At 70.0% G+C, this 19,672-nt stretch carries 18 protein-coding genes and 1 pseudogene; 8 read left to right on the top strand and 11 right to left on the bottom strand.

What is annotated here, in order from left to right; translation table 11 throughout:
- The 3 genes from AB0903_RS01465 to AB0903_RS01455 all read left to right on the top strand — a co-directional run.
- Positions 1–937: VWA domain-containing protein (locus tag AB0903_RS01465; RefSeq protein WP_366697785.1), on the top strand; the 937-nt coding region annotated here is incomplete at its 5' end.
- 134 nt (positions 938–1,071) lie between these two features.
- The gene (gene metG, locus AB0903_RS01460) at positions 1,072–2,688 is read left to right on the top strand and encodes a methionine--tRNA ligase (protein ID WP_366697783.1); all 1,617 of its coding nucleotides are present in this window, start codon (positions 1,072–1,074) and stop codon (positions 2,686–2,688) included.
- 53 nt (positions 2,689–2,741) lie between these two features.
- The gene (locus AB0903_RS01455; protein ID WP_366697781.1) at positions 2,742–3,194 is read left to right on the top strand and encodes a BTAD domain-containing putative transcriptional regulator; all 453 of its coding nucleotides are present in this window, start codon (positions 2,742–2,744) and stop codon (positions 3,192–3,194) included.
- Between the two features lie 502 nt (positions 3,195–3,696).
- Here the strand turns inward: AB0903_RS01455 and aspS are convergent.
- From aspS to AB0903_RS01440, 3 genes are all read right to left on the bottom strand, one after another.
- The gene (aspS, locus tag AB0903_RS01450; protein WP_366697779.1) at positions 3,697–5,469 is read right to left on the bottom strand and encodes an aspartate--tRNA ligase; all 1,773 of its coding nucleotides are present in this window, start codon (positions 5,467–5,469) and stop codon (positions 3,697–3,699) included.
- Between the two features lie 464 nt (positions 5,470–5,933).
- A complete protein-coding gene (locus AB0903_RS01445) occupies positions 5,934–6,890 on the bottom strand; it encodes a pirin family protein (protein WP_366697777.1) in 957 nt (318 codons plus the stop codon).
- A 117-nt stretch (positions 6,891–7,007) separates the two neighbouring features.
- Entirely contained in the window at positions 7,008–7,457 is a 450-nt protein-coding gene (locus AB0903_RS01440; protein ID WP_366697775.1) for an SseB family protein, read from the bottom strand.
- A 726-nt stretch (positions 7,458–8,183) separates the two neighbouring features.
- On the opposite strand from AB0903_RS01440, the gene AB0903_RS01435 reads away from it, so the two are divergent.
- From AB0903_RS01435 to AB0903_RS01425, 3 genes are all read left to right on the top strand, one after another.
- Positions 8,184–10,010 carry an acyl-CoA dehydrogenase gene (locus AB0903_RS01435; protein WP_366697773.1) on the top strand — a complete coding sequence of 609 codons (1,827 nt, stop codon included), beginning with the start codon at positions 8,184–8,186 and terminating at the stop codon, positions 10,008–10,010.
- Between the two features lie 247 nt (positions 10,011–10,257).
- Complete coding sequence (locus tag AB0903_RS01430) at positions 10,258–11,553, top strand: M18 family aminopeptidase (RefSeq protein WP_366697771.1); 1,296 nt, start codon at positions 10,258–10,260, stop codon at positions 11,551–11,553.
- Positions 11,554–11,667: 114 nt separating this feature from the next.
- A complete protein-coding gene (locus AB0903_RS01425) occupies positions 11,668–11,967 on the top strand; it encodes a hypothetical protein (protein WP_366697769.1) in 300 nt (99 codons plus the stop codon).
- A gap of 16 nt (positions 11,968–11,983) precedes the next feature.
- On the opposite strand, the gene AB0903_RS01420 is transcribed toward AB0903_RS01425, so the two are convergent.
- From AB0903_RS01420 to AB0903_RS01390, 7 genes and pseudogenes are all read right to left on the bottom strand, one after another.
- The gene (locus AB0903_RS01420) at positions 11,984–13,777 is read right to left on the bottom strand and encodes an NHL domain-containing thioredoxin family protein (protein WP_366697767.1); all 1,794 of its coding nucleotides are present in this window, start codon (positions 13,775–13,777) and stop codon (positions 11,984–11,986) included.
- A 100-nt stretch (positions 13,778–13,877) separates the two neighbouring features.
- On the bottom strand, positions 13,878–14,075 hold the full coding sequence (locus tag AB0903_RS01415) for a hypothetical protein (protein ID WP_366697765.1): 198 nt from the start codon (positions 14,073–14,075) through the stop codon (positions 13,878–13,880).
- A complete protein-coding gene (locus AB0903_RS01410) occupies positions 14,075–14,272 on the bottom strand; it encodes a hypothetical protein (protein ID WP_366697763.1) in 198 nt (65 codons plus the stop codon). Before AB0903_RS01410 ends, AB0903_RS01415 begins: the two co-directional genes overlap by 1 nt.
- A 62-nt stretch (positions 14,273–14,334) precedes the next feature.
- Positions 14,335–15,549: a helix-turn-helix transcriptional regulator gene (locus AB0903_RS01405; RefSeq protein WP_366697761.1), complete on the bottom strand. Its 1,215-nt coding sequence runs from the start codon at positions 15,547–15,549 to the stop codon at positions 14,335–14,337.
- Positions 15,550–15,649: 100 nt separating this feature from the next.
- A pseudogene (locus AB0903_RS01400) lies at positions 15,650–16,094 on the bottom strand (DUF6879 family protein).
- Positions 16,095–16,137: 43 nt separating this feature from the next.
- Complete coding sequence (locus AB0903_RS01395) at positions 16,138–16,365, bottom strand: hypothetical protein (RefSeq protein WP_366697759.1); 228 nt, start codon at positions 16,363–16,365, stop codon at positions 16,138–16,140.
- 190 nt (positions 16,366–16,555) lie between these two features.
- On the bottom strand, positions 16,556–16,993 hold the full coding sequence (locus tag AB0903_RS01390) for a recombinase family protein (protein WP_366697757.1): 438 nt from the start codon (positions 16,991–16,993) through the stop codon (positions 16,556–16,558).
- 139 nt (positions 16,994–17,132) lie between these two features.
- Between AB0903_RS01390 and AB0903_RS01385 the strand changes: the two genes are divergently transcribed.
- Positions 17,133–17,627 carry an LURP-one-related family protein gene (locus AB0903_RS01385; RefSeq protein ID WP_366697755.1) on the top strand — a complete coding sequence of 165 codons (495 nt, stop codon included), beginning with the start codon at positions 17,133–17,135 and terminating at the stop codon, positions 17,625–17,627.
- Positions 17,628–17,791: 164 nt separating this feature from the next.
- Here AB0903_RS01385 and AB0903_RS01380 read toward each other — a convergent pair whose 3' ends face one another.
- On the bottom strand, positions 17,792–18,595 hold the full coding sequence (locus tag AB0903_RS01380) for a carbon-nitrogen family hydrolase (RefSeq protein ID WP_366697753.1): 804 nt from the start codon (positions 18,593–18,595) through the stop codon (positions 17,792–17,794).
- Positions 18,596–18,762: 167 nt separating this feature from the next.
- On the opposite strand from AB0903_RS01380, the gene AB0903_RS01375 reads away from it, so the two are divergent.
- Positions 18,763–19,587 (top strand): maleylpyruvate isomerase family mycothiol-dependent enzyme, encoded by an 825-nt coding sequence (locus tag AB0903_RS01375; protein WP_366697751.1) that lies wholly within the window; start codon positions 18,763–18,765, stop codon positions 19,585–19,587.
- Positions 19,588–19,672: the final 85 nt, after the last annotated feature.

Genomic DNA, 19,672 nt, shown 5'->3' with positions numbered 1-19,672 from the left:
CGCCCCCGACACGGACGGCCAGGCCGACGCAGCGGTCGCCCCCGAGGCCGACGCGGACCCCGCGCCTCAGGCCGACGCACCCGCCGTCGAGGACGAGCACGAGACGGACACCCCCTCCGCAGAGGCCGCCCCCCAGGCCGACGCCCCCGACGCCCCCGACACGGACGGCCAGGCCGACGCAGCGGTCGCCCCCGAGGCCGACGCGGACCCCGCGCCTCAGGCCGACGCACCCGCCGTCGAGGACGCATCCGCCGCAGAGAGCGCACCCGCCGCAGAGGCCGCTGAGAGCGCACCGGTCGCAGACCGGGTGGCGCGGGCGCCGCGCGTCGTGGGCGCGTACGAGGCCGCCGGCGCCGCGCTCGAGAAGGCGCGGCTGACCGGGGCGCGCGCCCATGTGTACCTGGTGCTCGACCGGTCCGGGTCCATGCGCCCGTACTTCAAGGACGGCAGCGCCCAGCGGCTCGGCGAGCAGGCACTGGCGCTCGCCGCGCATCTGGATGCGGACGCCACCGTCGACGTCGTCTTCTTCTCGACCGAGATCGACGGCACCGGGCAGCTCACCCTCGACACCCACGAGGGCCGTATCGACGAGCTGCACGCCGGGCTCGGCCGTATGGGGCGGACGAACTACCACGTCGCGATCGAGCAGGTCCTCGCCCTGCACGCGGACAAGAAGTCCGACGCCCCGGCGTTCGTGATCTTCCAGACCGACGGCGCCCCCGAGTCCAGGACGGCCGCCAACGCCGCCCTCGCGGCGGCGGCCGACAAGCCGGTGTTCTGGCAGTTCGTGGCGTTCGGCGAGCACGACGCCAAGGCGTTCGACTACCTCCGCAAGCTCCAGGCGGACAACGCCGGGTTCTTCCACGCCGGCCCCGCGCCGCTGGAGCTTCCGCACGCCGAGCTGTTCGAGGGCGTCCTCGGGGCCTGGCGCCCGTAGGCCCGGTCAGGGGGCGCAGCCGACGGCGCCCGGGCGTACCTCCGCGCCCGGGCGCCGTCGTGCGTCCGCGCACCCCCGGAAGCCCCCGACGACGCATGTGAGTCGATCTTCGTGGGCCCGATAGGATTTCGACCATGGCGGCCACTGGATCCGAGAAGCAGGGGGCGAACGGCGTGCAGTCGTACTACGTGTCGACCCCCATTTACTACGTCAACGACGCTCCTCACCTGGGCCACGCCTACACGACCGTCGCAGGCGACGTGCTCACACGCTGGCACCGTCAGCGTGGCGAGAAGGTGTGGTACCTCACCGGCACGGACGAGCACGGTCAGAAGATCATGCGCACCGCGGAGGCGAACGGCGTCACTCCCCAGGAGTGGTGCGACAAGCTCGTCGAAGAGGCGTGGAAGCCTCTGTGGGAGCACCTGAACATCGGCAACGACGACTTCATCCGCACCACGGAGAAGCGGCACACGGACCGTGTGCAGGAGTTCGTGCAGGACCTGTACGACAAGGGTGAGATCTACAAGGGCGGATACGAGGGCCCGTACTGCGTGGGCTGCGAGGAGTACAAGCTCCCCGGCGACCTCATCGAGGCCGAGGACGGCACCAAGCTGTGCCCGATCCACAAGAAGCCGGTGGAGATCCTCAAGGAGGAGAACTACTTCTTCAAGCTCTCCGAGTACGGCCCGAAGCTGCTCGACTTCTACGCGGCGAACCCGGGCTTCATCCAGCCGGAGTCCGCCCGCAACGAGGTCGTGAACTTCGTCAAGCAGGGTCTGCAGGACCTCTCCATCTCGCGTTCGACCTTCGACTGGGGCGTCCCGGTCCCCTGGGACGAGAAGCACGTCATCTACGTGTGGGTCGACGCCCTGCTGAACTACGCGACGGCGGTCGGCTACGGCGCCAACCAGGCCAAGTTCGACGAGACCTTCCCGGCGAACGTGCACCTGGTCGGCAAGGACATCCTTCGCTTCCACGCCATCATCTGGCCGGCCATGCTGATGGCGCAGGGCCTGCCGGTGCCCGGCAGGGTCGCGGCCAACGGGTGGCTGATGGTCGGCGGCGAGAAGATGTCGAAGTCGAACCTGACCGGCATCAAGCCGCAGGACCTGACCTCGCACTTCGGTGTGGACGCGTACCGCTGGTACTTCCTGCGCGCGATCGCGTTCGGCCAGGACGGTTCGTTCTCCTGGGAGGACTTCACCGCCCGCTACACCTCCGAGCTCGCCAACGACTACGGGAACCTCGCCTCGCGCGTAGCGGCGATGGTCGGCAAGTACTTCGACGGCGCTCTGCCCGAGGCCACGGCTGCCGGTGAGGCGGAGAAGGCGGTCCAGGACGGCCTGGCGAAGGCGGTCGCGGAGGCGGACCGGAAGATCGGCGAGGAGCTGGACTTCCAGGGCGGCATCCTGAGCATCTTCGAGTTCGTGAAGCAGGTCAACGGCTACATCACGGAGCAGGAGCCGTGGAAGGTCGCCAAGGACGATTCCCCGGAGGGCCGGGCGCGGCTGGCGACCATCCTCTACACGGCGGCGGAGTCCCTGCGCGCGGTCGCGGTCCTGCTCAACCCCGTCATGCCGGAGACGTCCCAGAAGCTGTGGGAGTCCCTGGGCGCGGAGGCCGGGCTGGGCGCCCTCGCGGACCAGAAGGTCCAGGAAGCGGGCGAGTGGGGCCGGCTCCCGGCGGGCGCGACGGTCACGAAGGGCGCGGTGCTGTTCCCGCGGCTGGAGGAGCCGAAGAAGGCGTAGGACGCTCAACACGACCGGTCAGGCGTACGCGAGGGCCCGGAACCGATGGGCCGATGGTTCCGGGCCCTCTGCCGTTTCCCTCAGCCGTCTGCGTCCGCCGCGTCTCCCTCCGCCGTCTCCCTCCCTCATCGGCCCCGCCGTCTCCCCCGCCGTTGGCGGCCCGGAGGGCCGCGGCGGGCCGGCCGGACGAGGCCGCGGAAGCGTACAAGGACGCCCTGGAGCTGTGGCGCGGGCCCGCGCTGACCAGGACCTCATGGAGGACCTGCTGGCCCGCCCCCTGGACTGGTTCGAGGCAGAACGGCACGGTCTCGTCTCCGTCGTCGACCAGGCGGCGCGGCTCGGCCTCGCGCCCCTCGCCTGGGACCTGGCCGCGTCCATGGCGGGCTTCTCCGAGATCCGCAACAACACCGACGACTGGCGGCACGTGTGCGAGCAGGGCCTTGCGGCGGCCCGCGCCGCCGCCGACCGGCGCGGCGAGGGGGCCATGCTCGCCGAGGGAGCCGTGACCCTCTACCGGGGCGAACTCCCCGAAGCCGTAAGGCTGCTGGAGGAGGCGGAGGCCGTCTTCCGGTCCACCGACGACGCCCACGGGCCGGCGCTGACGTCCTGCAAGCTGGCCGTCGCCGACCGCCAGCGGGGCCGGGCCGAGCAGGCCGCCGCGACGGCCGGCACGCCGACCACCAGCGCCGCCCCCGCGACAAACGTCAGCACGGTCCTGATCAGTGCGGTACCCCTTGCGATGTCCCCCTTCGCCGGTGTTCTCCTTCGCCGGTGTTCTCCTTGCACGCCGGACGCTAGAGGGCGAGGGCTTCCTTCCCTTATTGATCGGTTGTCCACCGGTCATCGGCCACCACGGCCGCATGGTCCCGACGACGGCAGGCACCACCCGGGCGGGTCGTACGGACACGACGACGGCCCGCATCACCACGGCCGCACGGACACGACGACGGCCCGCACCACCCGGGCAGCGGGTCGTACGGGCCGTCGTCCTGCGGCGCTTCGCGGGCGCTACTCGCCGGACTTGGCGACCGGCTTGCGCAACTGGATGTTCAGCTCGCGCAGGCGTGCCTCGTCCAGCTCGGTGGGCGCGCCCATCAGCAGGTCCTGCGCGTTTCCGTTGAGCGGGAAGGCGATGGTCTCGCGGATGTTCGGCTCGTCGGCCAGCAGCATCACGATGCGGTCGATACCGGGGGCGATGCCGCCGTGCGGCGGGGCGCCGTACTCGAAGGCGCGGAGCATGCCGGCGAACTCGTGCTCGACGGTCTCGCGGGTGTAGCCGGCGATCTCGAACGCCTTGAACATGATCTCGGGCTCGTGGTTCCGGATCGCACCGGAGGACAGCTCGACGCCGTTGCATACGATGTCGTACTGCCAGCCGAGGATGTCCAGCGGGTCCTGGGTCTCCAGGGCTTCGAGGCCGCCCTGCGGCATCGAGAAGGGGTTGTGCGAGAAGTCGATCCTGCCGGTCTCCTCGTCCTTCTCGTACATCGGGAAGTCGACGATCCAGCAGAAGCGGAAGACGTTCTCCTCGAAGTGGCCGGCGCGCTTGGCGGCCTCCACCCGGACCGCGCCCATGATCTTCGAGACCTCGTCGAAGTCTCCGGCGCCGAAGAAGACCGCGTGGCCGGGCGCGAGCGCCAGGCGCTCGGTGAGGACCTTGACGTTCTCCTCGGTGAGGAACTTGGCGATCGGACCGGTCAGGCCGCCGTCGTCGCCGACGCGCACCCAGGCGAGGCCCTTGGCGCCCTGCTCGACGGCGTAGTCACCGAGACCGTCGAAGAACTTGCGGGTCTGGCCGGCGGTGTCCGGCACGGCGAGCGCGCGGACGTGCTTGCCGGCGAACGCCTTGAACTCGGACGCCTCGAAGACGTCGGAGATGTCGACGAGCTCCAGCTTGGCGCGCAGGTCCGGCTTGTCGGAGCCGTACTTCAGCATCGCCTCGCGGAACGGGATCCGCGGGAACGGGGAGGTGACGTGGCGGCCGCCGCCGAACTCCTCGAAGATCTCGGTCATCAGCTTCTCGATGGGCCGGAAGACGTCCTCCTGCTCGACGAAGCTCATCTCGACGTCGAGCTGGTAGAACTCGCCGGGTGAGCGGTCGGCGCGGGCGTCCTCGTCGCGGAAGCACGGGGCGATCTGGAAGTAGCGGTCGAAGCCGGAGATCATCAGCAGCTGCTTGAACTGCTGCGGCGCCTGCGGCAGCGCGTAGAACTTGCCGGGGTTCAGACGGGACGGCACGACGAAGTCGCGGGCGCCCTCGGGGGAGGTCGCGGCGAGGATCGGGGTCGCCATCTCGTTGAAGCCGAGCGCGGTCATCTTGTGCCGGATGGCGGAGATGACGGCGGTGCGCAGCATGATGTTGCGGTGCATGCGCTCGCGGCGCAGGTCGAGGAAGCGGTACTCGAGGCGGCGCTCCTCGTTCACACCGTCGTCGGCGTTGATGGTGAACGGGATCTGCTTGGCGGCGCCCAGGACCTCGATCTCGGTGGCCTCGACCTCGATCTCGCCGGTGGGCAGCTCGGGGTTGACGTTCTCCGCGCCGCGGGAGACGACCTTGCCGTCCACGCGGACGACGGTCTCCTTCGTCAGCTTGTCGAGGACCTCCGCGGCCTTGGTGCCGGGCCGGGCGACGAGCTGCGTGATGCCGTAGTGGTCGCGCAGATCGATGAAGAGGATGCCGCCCAGGTCGCGCCGATTGTGCAGCCAGCCGCTCAGCCGGACGTCGGTTCCGACGTCAGAGGCGCGGAGCTCGCCGCAGGTGTGGGACCTGTACCGATGCATCGTCGTTCATCCAGTCTTAGCGGTTCGGGTGGGCACAACCTTTGCAAGGTTACCGCCCGGCCCCCGCCCGGCCCATTGACATAGACGCGACACCCCTGCGCCAGGGCGACGTCCCGTCCCGTCACGACCGGAACAAAGTGAGGCAATGCGTACGGAGGGCGTCCCGGCCGCCATCGCGACCGGTCGTACGGCGGTGGGACACAGGGTCCGGGACGGTCTCCCTCGACGCCGAGGCCGCCCGACTGGTCGAGACGGCCGGCGCCACCCGGCCGCGGCGGCGGCACCCGTCCCGCCCGCCGGTCCGCCGGAGTGAGGCCCGGCCCGTCACACGAGTGGACCGGCCCTCGCACGGCCGGCCCGTCGCACGGCTTGACGGGCCCCCACGGCCGGCCGGCCCGTCAAGCCGCTTGACGGGCCGGCCGCCGGGGAAGGGCCGCCGGCCGTCGTGCCGTGCCGCGCACGCTCTACATGCCGTGGACCGCGGGGACGGTGCCCAGCAGGCCCTTCTGGAAGTCCTCGAACGCCTGCTTCAGCTCCGCCTGGGTGTTCATGACGAACGGCCCGTAGTGTGCCATCGGCTCGCGGATCGGACGTCCGCCGAGCAGCACGATCTCCAGGTCGGGCGTGTTCGAGTCCTGCGCGTCGTCCGCCCGGACGGTCAGCGAGCCGCCGTCCCCGAAGACGGCCGTCTGCCCGGTCCGCACCGGCCGCAGCTCCTGCCCGACCGCGCCGCGGCCGGCGAGGACGTAGGCCAGGCCGTTGAAGTCCTCGCGCCAGGGCAGGGTGATCCCGGCGCCCGGCGCCAGGGTGGCGTGGATCATCGTGATCGGCGTGTGCGTGATGCCGGGACCTTCGTGGCCGTCCAGGTCACCGGCGATCACCCGCAGCAGCGCGCCGCCGTCCGGGGAGGTCAGCAGGCGCACCTGGCCGCCGCGGATGTCCTGGTAGCGCGGGTCCATCATCTTGTCGCTCGCGGGAAGGTTCACCCACAGCTGGAGTCCGTGGAACAGCCCGCCGGACGTGACGAGGGACTCCGGCGGCGCCTCGATGTGGAGGAGGCCGCTGCCTGCCGTCATCCACTGGGTGTCGCCGTTCCGGATGGTTCCGCCGCCACCGTTGCTGTCCTGGTGCACGAAGGTGCCGTCGATCAGGTACGTGACCGTCTCGAAGCCCCGGTGCGGGTGCCAGGGCGTGCCCTTCGGCTCTCCGGCGGCGTACTCCACCTCGCCCATCTGGTCCATCATGATGAACGGGTCGAGGTACCGGTAGTTGATCCCGGCGAACGCGCGCCGCACCGGGAAACCCTCTCCTTCGAAGCCGCTCGGCGCCGTGGACACGGCCAGCACGGGCCGCGGCACGGACTCCGCGGGTGCGGCGACGCGCGGCAGGGTGATCGGGTTCTCGACAGTCACTGCGGGCATGGCGGGACCTCCTTGTTCGACCACTTTAGTTGAACAATGAACTTCTTGCCACCCGGAACGACCAACGCCCGGAAGGAATTCCTTCCGGGCGTCGAAGATGCGGGCCTCGCGGGCGGGTCAGCCGTACATCCGTCGCATCGCGAAGTCGACCATCTGCTCGACCGCCTTCGCGTCGAAGACCATCCGGTGGTCCCCCTCCATGTCGAGGACGAAGCCGTACCCGGTCGGCAGCAGGTCGATCACCTCGGCACCGGTGATCACGAAGTACTTGGACTCCTTGCCGGCGTACCTGCGCAGCTCCTTGAGCGTCGTGAACATCGGGATGACCGGCTGCTGGGTGTTGTGCAGCGCCAGGAAGCCCGGGTTGTCGCCGCGCGGGCAGTAGACCTTCGACGTCGCGAAGATCTGCTGGAAGTCCTCGGCCGACATCGACCCCGTCGTGAAGGCCCGCACCGCGTCCGCCAGGGACGGCGGCGACGGCTCGGGGTACAGCGGCTGCCCCCCGTAGGAGGGCTGCTGGGGCACGTACTGCTGCTGCGCGCCCGGGGCCTGGTCGTAGCCGTACATGCCCGCAAGGGTACTGAACGCACACACTCCGCGGGGCCACCGCCCGTATCCTGACCGCACGTTCGACGGGGGGCCGCCATGGACGGGAACCGCGTAAGGACCGCGGGCGCGGCGTGGAAGGGCGGCGGGATCGCCGCCGGTCGTCGCGGGCCGCCCGGTGACCGCGACCGGCAGAGCGGCGCCCGGCCCGGAGACGCGCGCCTCCACCCGCGTCGAGTGCCGTGCGGCCCGGCCGCCGAAAGGCGGCACCGTGTGGCACCGCACCGGGGGAGGCCCGGGCGCGGGCGGACGGCCGGGCCCGCCGCCGAGCCGCCGAGGACGCGCTGCGGGCCCGTCGGGACGGCATGCCGTCGTACCGCCCCGCGGAGCGGACCACCTCCGCATTCGTGCGGACGCCATGCCGTCGTACCGCCCCGCGGAGCGGACCGACCCGGTGTTGGCGCGCCACGACGGGCGGACGGACCCCGATCGGAGAGCGGCCACGCGCTCCCCGGCCGACCCCTGGTGGATCGCCCCTGGCCACGGCGTGATCGGCACGGGCGCGGCCCTGCTGCCGGCGGGCGGTTGCGCGCCGGTGCGGGGCGATCGACCGGCTGCGCCCGCCGCGAGTCTCGTCACAGATGACCGGCCGGGGTTGCATCTTATTACCGACGGGTAGCATCATCGTAGCTACTTGCTGGTACGTGGATGAGAAATCCAACTTCCGATCTTTACGGAGCCGTCGCCATGGGGCACTACAAGTCGAATCTCCGCGACATCGAGTTCAACCTCTTCGAGGTCCTCGGGCGCGACAAGCTGTACGGCACCGGCCCGTTCGCGGAGATGGACGTCGACACCGCCAAGTCGATCCTCGAGGAGATCGCCCGCCTCGCGGAGAACGAGCTCGCCGAGTCGTTCGCCGACGCCGACCGCAACCCGCCGGTGTTCGACCCCGCGACCAACACCGCCCCGGTCCCCGAGAGCTTCAAGAAGAGCTACAAAGCCTTCATGGACTCCGAGTACTGGCGCCTGGGCCTGCCGGAGGAGATCGGCGGCACCACCTCGCCCCGCTCCCTGATCTGGTCCTACGCGGAGCTGCTGCTCGGCTCGAACCCGGCCGTCTGGATGTACTCCTCCGGCCCCGCCTTCGCCGGCATCCTCTTCCAGGAGGGCAACGAGGCGCAGAAGAAGGTCGCCGAGATAGCCGTCGAGAAGCGCTGGGGCTCCACCATGGTCCTCACCGAGCCGGACGCCGGCTCGGACGTCGGCGCCGGCCGCACCAAGGCCGTCCAGCAGGACGACGGCTCCTGGCACATCGAGGGCGTCAAGCGCTTCATCACCTCCGGTGAGCACGACATGGAGGAGAACATCCTCCACTACGTGCTGGCGCGCCCCGAGGGCCACGGCCCCGGCACCAAGGGCCTCTCCCTCTTCCTCGTGCCCAAGTACCACTTCGACTGGGAGACCGGCGAGCTGGGCGAGCGCAACGGCGTCTACGCGACGAACGTCGAGCACAAGATGGGCCTCAAGGCGTCGAACACCTGCGAGATGACCTTCGGCGACCAGCACCCCGCCAAGGGCTGGCTGATCGGCGACAAGCACGACGGCATCCGCCAGATGTTCATGATCATCGAGTTCGCGCGGATGATGGTCGGCACGAAGGCCATCGCCACCCTCTCCACCGGCTACCTGAACGCGCTGGAGTACGCCAAGGAGCGCGTCCAGGGCCCCGACCTGAAGAACTTCGCGGACAAGACCGCCCCCAAGGTCACCATCACGCACCACCCCGACGTGCGCCGCTCCCTGATGACGCAGAAGGCGTACGCCGAGGGCATGCGCGCCCTGGTGCTGTACACCGCCTCCATCCAGGACGAGATCGCCCTCAAGGAGGCCGCGGGCGAGGACGCCAAGTCGCTGGTGGCGCTCAACGACCTGCTGCTGCCGATCGTCAAGGGCTACGGCTCCGAGCGGTCGTACGAGCAGCTGGCCCAGTCGCTGCAGACCTTCGGCGGTTCGGGCTACCTGCAGGAGTACCCGATCGAGCAGTACATCCGCGACGCCAAGATCGACACCCTCTACGAGGGCACCACCGCCATCCAGGGCCAGGACTACTTCTTCCGGAAGATCGTCCGCGACCAGGGCCAGGCGCTGAACACCCTCTCCGAGGAGATCAAGAAGTTTCTCGCGGTCGGCACCGGCGGCGACGAGCTGGCCGGCGCCCGCGATGCGCTCGCCAAGGCCGCCGTGGACCTCGAGGCGATCGTCGGCACGATGACCAACGACCTCATCGCCACCGGCGAGGACGTCAAGAACATCTACAAGGTGGGCCTCAACACCACCCGCCTGCTGATGGCCTCCGGTGACGTGGTCGTCGCCTACCTGCTGCTCCGCGGCGCGGCCGTCGCCGCCGAGAAGCTGGAGACCGCCTCCGCCAAGGACGTCCCCTTCTACCAGGGCAAGATCGCGGCCGCGAAGTTCTTCGCCGCCAACGTCCTGCCGGGCGTCTCCGTCGAGCGCGCGCTCGCCGAGACGGTCGACGGTTCGCTGATGGACCTGGACGAGGCCGCGTTCTAGCCTCCGCTGCCGGTCAAGACGGTGCCGCCGCCCGACTCTTTCGGGTGGCGGCATTGTCGTTGGCGCTGGGTAGCCTGTCGTGCAGGCAGAGCACCCCGCCCATGGGACCGGGTCAAGCTCCCCCTTCCGTACGACATCGACACCGACCTGACCGAGTTCGACCGCCTGTAGCGACGGCGCCGCCCGCTGTTCCGGACTCCGCGAACCGGCCTACGGCCCGGCGGTAACCCTCGTTAAGGTGAACTTCATGAGCAGCGAACCTGCCCGCTTCGATCGCGGCCACACCGATGACCTCATGGCCTTCCTCACGGCCGCACCCACGCCGTACCACGCAGTCGCCGCGGCAGCCGAGCGGCTCGAGAAGGCCGGCTTCCGGGAGGTCCGGGAGACGGATGTCTGGGACGCCGCCACCGGCGGCAAGTACGTCCAGCGCGGCGGCGCGCTCATCGCCTGGTACGTGCCCGAGGGCGCCTCGGCCCACACCCCCTTCCGTATCGTCGGCGCCCACACCGACTCACCCAACCTGCGCGTCAAGCCCATGCCCGACACCGGCGCCCACGGCTGGCGGCAGATCGCCGTCGAGGTCTACGGCGGGACGCTCCTCAACACCTGGCTCGACCGCGACCTCGGAATCGCCGGCCGGCTCACCCTGCGCGACGGCACCCACCGGCTGGTGAACGTCGACCGGGCGCTGCTGCGCGTACCGCAGCTCGCCGTCCACCTCGACCGCTCCGTCAACACCGACGGCCTCAAGCTCGACCGGCAGCGCCACATGCAGCCGGTCTGGGGGCTCGGCGACGTCGAGGAGGGCGACCTGATCCGCTTCCTCGAGCAGGAGGCGGGACTCGCGGAGGGCGAGGTCACCGGCTGGGACCTGATGCCCCACTCGATCGAGCCGCCCGCCTATCTGGGACGCGACCGGGAGCTGGTCGCCGGCCCCCGGATGGACAACCTCATCTCCGTGCACGCCGCCACGGCCGCCCTGGCGGCGGTCTCCGCCGGCTCCGACCTGCCGTACATCCCCGTGCTCGCCGCCTTCGACCACGAGGAGAACGGCTCCCAGTCGGACACCGGCGCCGACGGCCCGCTGCTCGGCTCCGTGCTGGAGCGCTCGGTGTTCGCCCGTGGCGGCGGCTACGAGGACCGGGCCCGCGCCTTCGCCGGCACCATCTGCCTCTCCTCGGACACCGGCCACGCCGTGCACCCCAACTACAGCGAGCGGCACGACCCGACGCACCACCCGCGCGCCAACGGCGGCCCCATCCTCAAGGTCAACGTCAACCAGCGGTACGCCACAGACGGGCAGGGCAGGGCCGTGTTCGCCGCCGCCTGCGAGAAGGCGGGCGTGCCGTGGCAGACGTTCGTGTCGAACAACGCGATGCCGTGCGGCACCACGATCGGCCCGATCACCGCCGCCCGCCACGGCATCCACACCGTCGACATCGGCGTCGCCATCCTGTCCATGCACAGCGCCCGCGAACTCTGCGGCGCCGACGACCCGTACCTGCTGGCGAACGCGCTCGTCGCCTTCCTGGAGGGCTGAGCGCCGCGGTCCTGCTCAGCCGGGGCGGCGCAGGAGATGTTGCCGCCGCCCCGCCGGCGGTCGACGCCGGGTTCGTCAGAAGTGCCACCGGCACGACACGAACGGAGCGACGCCATGAGAATGATGCTGCGAGCCGTCATGGACACGAGCAAGGCCAACGAGGCTACCGAAGCGGGAAAGGTCCAGCAGCTCTGGGGCCGGATCCTCGAGCGTTTGCAGCCGGAGGCCGCCCACTTCAGCCCGCACGACGGCTGCCGCGCCTGCGTCATCGTCTTCGACATGCAGGACAGCGCCCAGCTGCCGGTCGTCCTCGAACCGTTCTTCCACGAACCGGGCGCGCATGTCGAACTCCAGCCCTGCATGAACAAGGAAGACCTGATGAAGGGCCTCGCGGAGGCGGCCAACGCCCGCTGACCGCCCCGGCCCCGGCCTACTGGGCCCGGTCCATTCCCGCCAGCACCAGTGGCAGCCGGGACACGCCGCCCTCCGTGACCCGTACCGGCACGCCCCAGTCCTGCTGGTGGACGTGGCAGGCCGGGTACTGGTTGTCCGGGTCGTCGTCGCAGGACGCCGCCATCGCGGAGACGTGCAGCACGCCCTCGGTGATCTCCGGGTTCAGCTCCAGTTCGCGGGCCAGGTCCGTCCCCGCCCCCTCGCCCGAGGCCAGCAGCTCCGGCGGCGTGGCGGAGACCAGCAGCCGCGTGGAAGGGCCGTAGCGGGTGTCGAGTTTCTGTCCGGCCGGGGCCTCGAAGACGACGTCGAGGCGCAGCGCGCCGGGCGCCACGTCGGTGGCGGCGCGCTGCGTGCGGTGGGCGACGGCCTCGACACGGACCGCCTCCTCGGGCAGCCGCAGCCGGGTCAGCCGGTGCCTGGCCGACTCCACGACGACGATCTCCTCGCCGTCGAGCACCGCGCCGCTCGGCTCCCGCAGATCAGTGGCGAGCGTGGTGACCTCACCCGTAGCCGGGTCGAAACGGCGCAGGGCGTGGTTGTACGTGTCGCTGACCGCGACGGACCCGTCGGGGAGCGCGGTGACGCCCAGCGGGTGCTGGAGCAGGGCCTGCTCGGCGGCGCCGTCGCGGTGGCCGAAGTCGAAGAGACCGGTGCCGACGGCGGTGTGCACGACCAGGTCATGGTCGATCCAGCGCAGCGCCGACGTCTCGGAGTCGGCGATCCACAGCCGGTCCTCGGTCGCCGCGAGCCCGGACGGCTGGGCGAACCACGCCTCGGCCGCCGGACCGTCGACCAGTCCCTCGTTGGTGGTGCCCGCCGCGACCTGGACCGTCCCCGCCCCGGGGTCGTACGTCCACAGCTGGTGCACGCCCGCCATCGCGATCCACAGCCGGTCGCCCCACCAGGCCACGTCCCACGGCGAGGAGAGCGACACCTCCGTCGCGGGCCCCGCGGTGGGCGACCCCTGCCACCACTGCTTCCCGGTCCCGGCGAGCAGCTCGATCGCGCCGGTCCGCGGGTCGTACGCGCGGACGGCGTGGTTGACGGTGTCGGCGACGGCGACGCGGCCGTCGGGCAGCAGGGCGAGGCCCTGCGGCTCGTTGAAATCGCCGTCGCCGATGCGCCGCACCACGCTCTCCCCGTCCGCCGCCAGCTCGACCAGCTGATGCCGGGTGGAGTCCGAGACGAGGAAGTTCCCGGATGGCAGCCGGAGCGCCTTGCCGGGGAAGCGCAGATCGGTGGCGACCGGCTCGGGCGCCACGTAGGGCCCGTCACCGCGCCGCAGCGTCCCCTTGGCCGCGTGCTCGGCCTCCAGCTCCTCCACCAGCTTCTCGATGGCGTGCGCATGCCCCTCGCCCGCGTGCTGGGCGACGACGTACCCCTCGGGATCGATGACCACGAGCGTCGGCCACGCCCGCACCGCGTACTGCTTCCAGGTGGCCAGCTCGGGATCGTCGAGGACGGGGTGATGCACCTGGTAGCGCTCGACGGCGTCGACGACGGCCTGGTGATCGGCCTCGTGCACGAACTTCGGCGAATGCACGCCGACGATCACGACGGTGTCGCGATGCTTCTCCTCGAGCTCGCGCAGCTCGTCGAGGACGTGCAGGCAGTTGATGCAACAGAAGGTCCAGAAATCAACAACAACGCACTTACCTCGGAGATCCGCGAGGGTGAGTTCCTTGCCTCCGGTGTTGAGCCAGCCGCCTTTGCCGATCAGCTCAGGGGCACGGACACGGGCACGGCGCGGGGCTGGAGAGGCAGCGTTCATGCGTCAAGGGTGCCATCCCTGGATGACCGGGCTGCCGCCGGCACGAAGCCCGCCCGGCAGTGTCGCTCGCCGTCGCCGGACGGGGCCGCACACGGGGGCACTACACGCGCTTCACGCCATCAGGCGGGACCAGCCACTCACGGCCCCCACCCTCGGGCCATAGGAACGCCGTATGGCGCTTCCGGCGCTCACTCGGCAGTTCGGCGGGGTCCTCATAGTCGGGGATCACGGCACGCAGGATGCCGACCCGCCCCGCGTCATCTTCCACGCGTCGGCCGATGTCCTCTGCGGTGACCATCAGTGCCCCTCGGGGTGCCGCCGCATGAACACATTGCAGTCGGACACAGTGGTCATGTCGCCCCCAGCACGGGCACGGGTCCGCACGGCGGCCAACTCGGCGCAACCGACGCACCCCTCCACGGGGGCGGGGTCCGGCTCCCACTGATGTAAGGGCAGTTCGATCGGCGGGGTGTGAAAGTCCGTCGGCTCCGTCATACATGGATCGTCCTGTCGGCCGAGTGAGATCCACAGGGACGGAACGTCCTACTCTCACGCCCTTAGCCGGTGATCCCCAGGAACTCCGCAAGCTTGCGCAGACCTGGCGGGCGGGACGGCCCGTTCCACAAGTCGGTGACGATCGCCACGGCCAAGGTGTGGTGACGCATCCACCCTGGGGCCACCTGTCGCAGCCTCTCCAGGGCACGCACAGCCCCGGCACCGTCCCCCACGTCGGTATGGGCACGGGCCACGTCCAGGAGCAGCCACGTCCGCCAGGAGGGCGGGGTGTCCTTGCTCAGCCTTATGCCCTTAGCCAGTGTCAACGCTTCCTCGGGCCGCTCATGCTGGACGGCGAGGCGAACCCTTTCGATGCGCACCGACGACCGGCTGAACACCGACACCAGCTTGCCGTCAGCGGGGGGCGGGAGCGTCGCCAGGCGTCCGGCTGCCTTCTCGGCCGTCACCATCATGTCGTTGGCGGTCTCGTAGTCGTCGCTGCGGGCGTACGACGTGGCCGCAGACATCAGCAAGCCGCCCCATACGCGGACTCCCTCCGATGTACCCGCGTGGTCCCGCTCCACCCCGTCCGCAGCATGTACGGCGAGATTCCGGGCGTCGTCCAACCGGGCCTGCCGCTGGTAGGCCCAAGCGACAGAGTTCGAGACCATCGGGGCAAGCAACGGGTCCGATGAATCCCCGGCGGCAGCGTAAGCACGCTCCAGCGCGGACAGGGCAAGATCGGTCTTGCCGAGCCGGATGGCAAGGTGCCCGCCGAGTTGCAGTGCCTTACCGAGTGCCGCTTGACCGGCCGCCCGTTGCTCGGAGTTCCCCACCGCAGCGAATAGGCGCGCGTCAGCGATGATGCCCGGCAGTACGTCCATAAGACGGCCGAACTCCGCCGTGTGGTACAGGGTCCATCCCTCTGCCAGTTCGGCCCGCAGAAGGGGCAGCGACAGTCGTTCCACGCCCGCTGGCTCAACGGGCGGAGCGAACAACGGCGGCATGATCGCCCGCCGTACGGCCACGAGTTGCGGCGGATCAGCCTCACCACTGGAGGGGACGCCGGGAGGATCGCCCAGAAGGGCCGTCAGCTCCACGCCGAGCCCCTTGGCCAGTGAATGGAGCGTGGGGAGGCGGGCGCTGTGCTTCCGATGCTGTTCAAGCTTCCGGATCACGTCCACGGACACGCCGGAGCGCTCAGACAGTGCCTCCTGTGTGAGGTCCGCCAGTCGGCGCAGTCTGGCCATGCGATCGCCCAGGTGCTCGGTAGCCATGGCCCAGAAGCTACGCCGGAGCAGCGGTTTCGTGTGGCCGACGCCAAAACCCGTACGGGAAGCGGCCTGCCACGATGACGTCACGTTCGACTGCTCTGGATCAGACCGGCTGGTAGTCCTCGTGCGGGACAGCCCGTGCCCACACGGCCATGAACGCGGACGCACACAGTTCCACTACGGCGGAGTCTGTGACCAGCTCTTCGCCAGTCATCTCTCCATTGCCGTCGAAGCGGTTGAAGAGCACGGACGTGCCGTCGAAGAGCCACAGGTCGTTGCCGGGCAGTGCCAGGCCGGAAGTCTCCCGGCGGGGCAGCCATCGCACGCTCTCCCCGGCCTCGATGTTGTGGCCGCCGGGTCAGCTCCTACTCGTAGCGCACGTACGGAGAGATCGGCTCGGAGACGATGCGCGCCCGGCGGACATCGACGCCCCGCGCCACGGACGCGGAGACCAGCTCGATCCACCAGGGCCAACGTTCCGCCGGGTCGAATCGGCTACCTGAGGTCCACTCGGCGTAGTCCTGATCCAGCGCGTACGCGTCCCTCATCTCCAGGTGGTACGCGCTGCGCTTCGCGGCGCGGAACAGGTCCTCAAACGTCGGCTCCGTCGCCACCGTTCACCTCCGGGAAGAACTGCATCATGCGCTTCGAGAACTCGATCACGGTCTCATGGGCGGGGATGTCCAGTTGGGCCAGCCGTTCCGCATCCGTCACGCGCCACCCTTGCAGGATGCAGTTCCCGGTCTCGTCGTCCAAGTAGACCGTCGGCGAACCGTTGTTGGGGCTCTCCGGATCCTTGCCAAGCCGGTGCAACGTCATGGTGTCCTCCGGTCGCTCTGGTGGCGATCAACATGAACGAGCTTGCTCCGGACCACCCGGGCGTGCCAGCAACTTGCACGAACTTCTACGTGGCCAGGAACGGAAATGCCACCGTGTCGGCATCCTCGCCCAGGCGGCAGACACGGGGCTCAGGGGTGTTCATCGGACTTCGAGGGCCTCAATAGGGTCGTCATTCCACCTTGTGGACCACGTCACCGCAGGTCAGTGCGGTCCCAAGCTCAAGAATCCGGGCCACACCCAGGGCGCGAACGAGATTCCTGGACTCGGACCGGGCAAGCTCAGCCTTGCGGGAGAGCCGGTCCAGTTTCCAGACGATCAGCGTGCCGACGACGCCCGCCGTGACTGGCGCCAGCGCGGCGTCGAAGCCCTTGCGCTCAACGGTCTTGTAGCCGGAGCGCCCTCTGTCTGTGTGGACCTTGCGGACAGGCAGTCCGTTTCGTTCGGCCCAGGCACGACAGTCGGCTGCCTGCCGTTCGATCGCGGTCCTGCCGTCCCGGTCGAGGGACAGACGGAGGCAGATCACAGATCGTGTCTTGATGCACACACCCAGTGCGAGGAAGAGTTCGATGTCCTGTTGTCTATTTTCAAGAATCGAGAACGACGACACGTCCTCGCAGGTCGACGTGGGTGTATTGCCTGTCACCGGTGCTCAGGCAGCCGCCCCTGCCGATCAGTCCGGGGCCCGAACGCGTGCACGTGGGGCCATGACCCCATCCAGCAGCACCCGCCGGGGTACGCATTGCGCCATGAAATATCTGGTGCGGGACAAGATCTTCGCGATCGGCGACGACTACTGGATCGAGGACGAGCACGGGCGGCATGCCTTCCTCGTCGACGGGAAGGCGCTGCGGCTGCGGGACACGCTGGAGATCAAGGACCCGGACGGACGGGTGCTGGTCACACTGCGGCAGAAGCTGCTCAGCCTGCGGGGCGCGATGACCGTCGAGCGGGACGGGGACGTGCTCGCCACGATCCGCCGGAAGCGGCTGTCGCTGCTGCGCAACCACTATCGGGTCACGCTCGCCGAGGGCACCGAGCTGGACGTCAGCGGGCGGATCCTGGACCGGGAGTTCGCGGTCGAGTACGAGGGGGAACTGCTGGCGCACATCTCGCGGCGGTGGCTGACCCTGCGGGAGACCTACGGGGTGGACGTCGTACGGGAGGACGCGGACGCGGCGCTGCTGATCGCGGTGGCCGTCTGTGTGATCCGGATGGCGGAGAAGGAGCGGGAGGACGACTGAGGGGACGGCTGACCGGACGGCTCCGTACAAGGCACGGACCGGGCCGGTCGGGGCGCGAACCGGCCTGTGCGGGCGGCAAGCCGATTCGGTGCGGGGCCCGCTCGGGGCCGGTGCGGGGCCGGCCTGCCCCGGCTGGCCCCGCACCGGGCCGGCCGGAGCCCCGGTCAGCTCAGCGTGTCAGGGGCCGGCAGGCCCAGGCGGCGGTCCTTCAGCGCGGGGAAGACGTCGCGCGTCGTCGTGACCTTCGCCGGGTCGAGGTCGACCGTGAGCACTTGCTCGTCCGGTCCCGCTTCTGCCAGGACCTCGCCCCAGGGGTCGACCACCATGCTGTGGCCGGCCTGTTCGACGCCTGCGTGGGTGCCGGCGGTGCCGCAGGCGAGGACGTACGCCTGGTTCTCGACGGCGCGGGCGCGGGCCAGCAGAGTCCAGTGGTCCCGACGGCGGGCGGGCCAGCCCGCGGGGATCACGAGCGCCTCTGCGCCCGCGTCGGCCAGGCCCCGGAACAGTTCGGGGAAGCGGAGGTCGTAGCAGGTGGCGAGTCCGAGCGTGAGCCCTCCGGGGACGGCCACGGTCACCAACTCCCCGCCCGCGCCCATCATCACGGCCTCGCCCTTGTCGAAGCCGAACCGGTGGATCTTGCGGTAGGAGGCGGCGAGCTCACCCGTGGGCGAGATGACGAGGGCCGTGTTGTAAAGGGTGCCGTCGGCGGCCTTCTCGACGACGGAGCCGGCGTGGAGCCAGACACCCGCGTCGCTCGCGGCCTCGGCCATGGCTTCGTAGGTCGGGCCGGTGGGCGACTCGGCCTCCTGCTCGAACTGCTGGTAGGCGAAGGCTCCGACGGGCCACAGCTCTGGAAGGATCACCAGTTCGGAGGCCGCTTGTTCCCGCACGAGCGCGGCCACGCGCCGCCTACGGGAATCAACCGATTCGTCCGGGTCTACAGCGATCTGGATGAGGGAGGCGCGCACACTACCACCGTCCTGGCATTCGAGCCGTCAACACGGGCCTACGATCGTCACACGAAAGCACTGCCGGGGTGCCTTCGGGCAGCGTACTGTGCTCATCCGGGGGCCACCCCCGGACCCCCACAGCGCTGCCAGTCCAGTTTGTCCGCGTACGACCGCCGAGGGGTCCCGTGACCGTCCATCCCAGCCTCCAGACCTACGCCGATGCCTGGACCCACTCCGTCGAAGCGATAGCCGAGTTGGTCGGACCGCTCGTCGAGGGCGAGTGGAACCGCGCCACGCCGTGCCCTGGCTGGTCGGTACGGGACATCGTCTCGCACGTCATCGGCATGGAGTGCGAGATGCTGGGCGATCCGCGGCCGATTCACTCCCTGCCGCGCGATCTCTACCATGTGCGGAGTGAGTTCGCGCGCTACATGGAGATGCAGGTCGATGTGCGCCGACACCACACGGCACCGGAGATGACCTCCGAGCTCGAGTACACGATGATTCGCCGGGCCCGGCAGCTGCGGAACGAGAGCCGCAGCCCGGACACCCGGGTCCGGGCACCGCTCGGCACCGAGCAGACGCTCGAACTCGCCTACCAGATGCGCGCGTTCGACACGTGGGTGCACGAGCAGGACCTGCGGTGCGCGTTGAACAAGCCGGGGAACCTCGACTCCCCGGGCGCGTACGTCACCCGGGACGTTCTTCTCCGGAGTCTGCCCAAGGTCGTCGCCAAGGAGGCGGGCGCGCCCGCGAATTCGGCCGTGGTCTTCGATGTTCACGGGCCGATCGAGTTCCTACGGACCGTGCGGGTGGACTCCGACGGCCGCGGCTCGATCGACGGTTCTCCCTCGCTCGGCCCCCAGGCGACCATCGGCATGGACTGGGAGACCTACTACCGGCTGGCCTGCGGACGTGTCCGGGCCACCGCGCTGCCCGACCGGATCAAGGTGGAGGGGGACGCGGAGCTGGCAGAGGCGATCCTGAGCGCGTTCGCCGTCACGCCCTAGCCGCGCGCGTGCGGCGGCCCTCGCGCCGTTGAGCCGCTGGGCCCGCCGTACGCCTGCGTACGCCCGCCGTACGCCCGCCGTATGC

The organism is Streptomyces sp. NPDC048389 (assembly GCF_040706335.1).
GTDB lineage: Bacteria > Actinomycetota > Actinomycetes > Streptomycetales > Streptomycetaceae > Streptomyces.
This window is presented reverse-complemented; position numbering and strand designations above follow the sequence as displayed.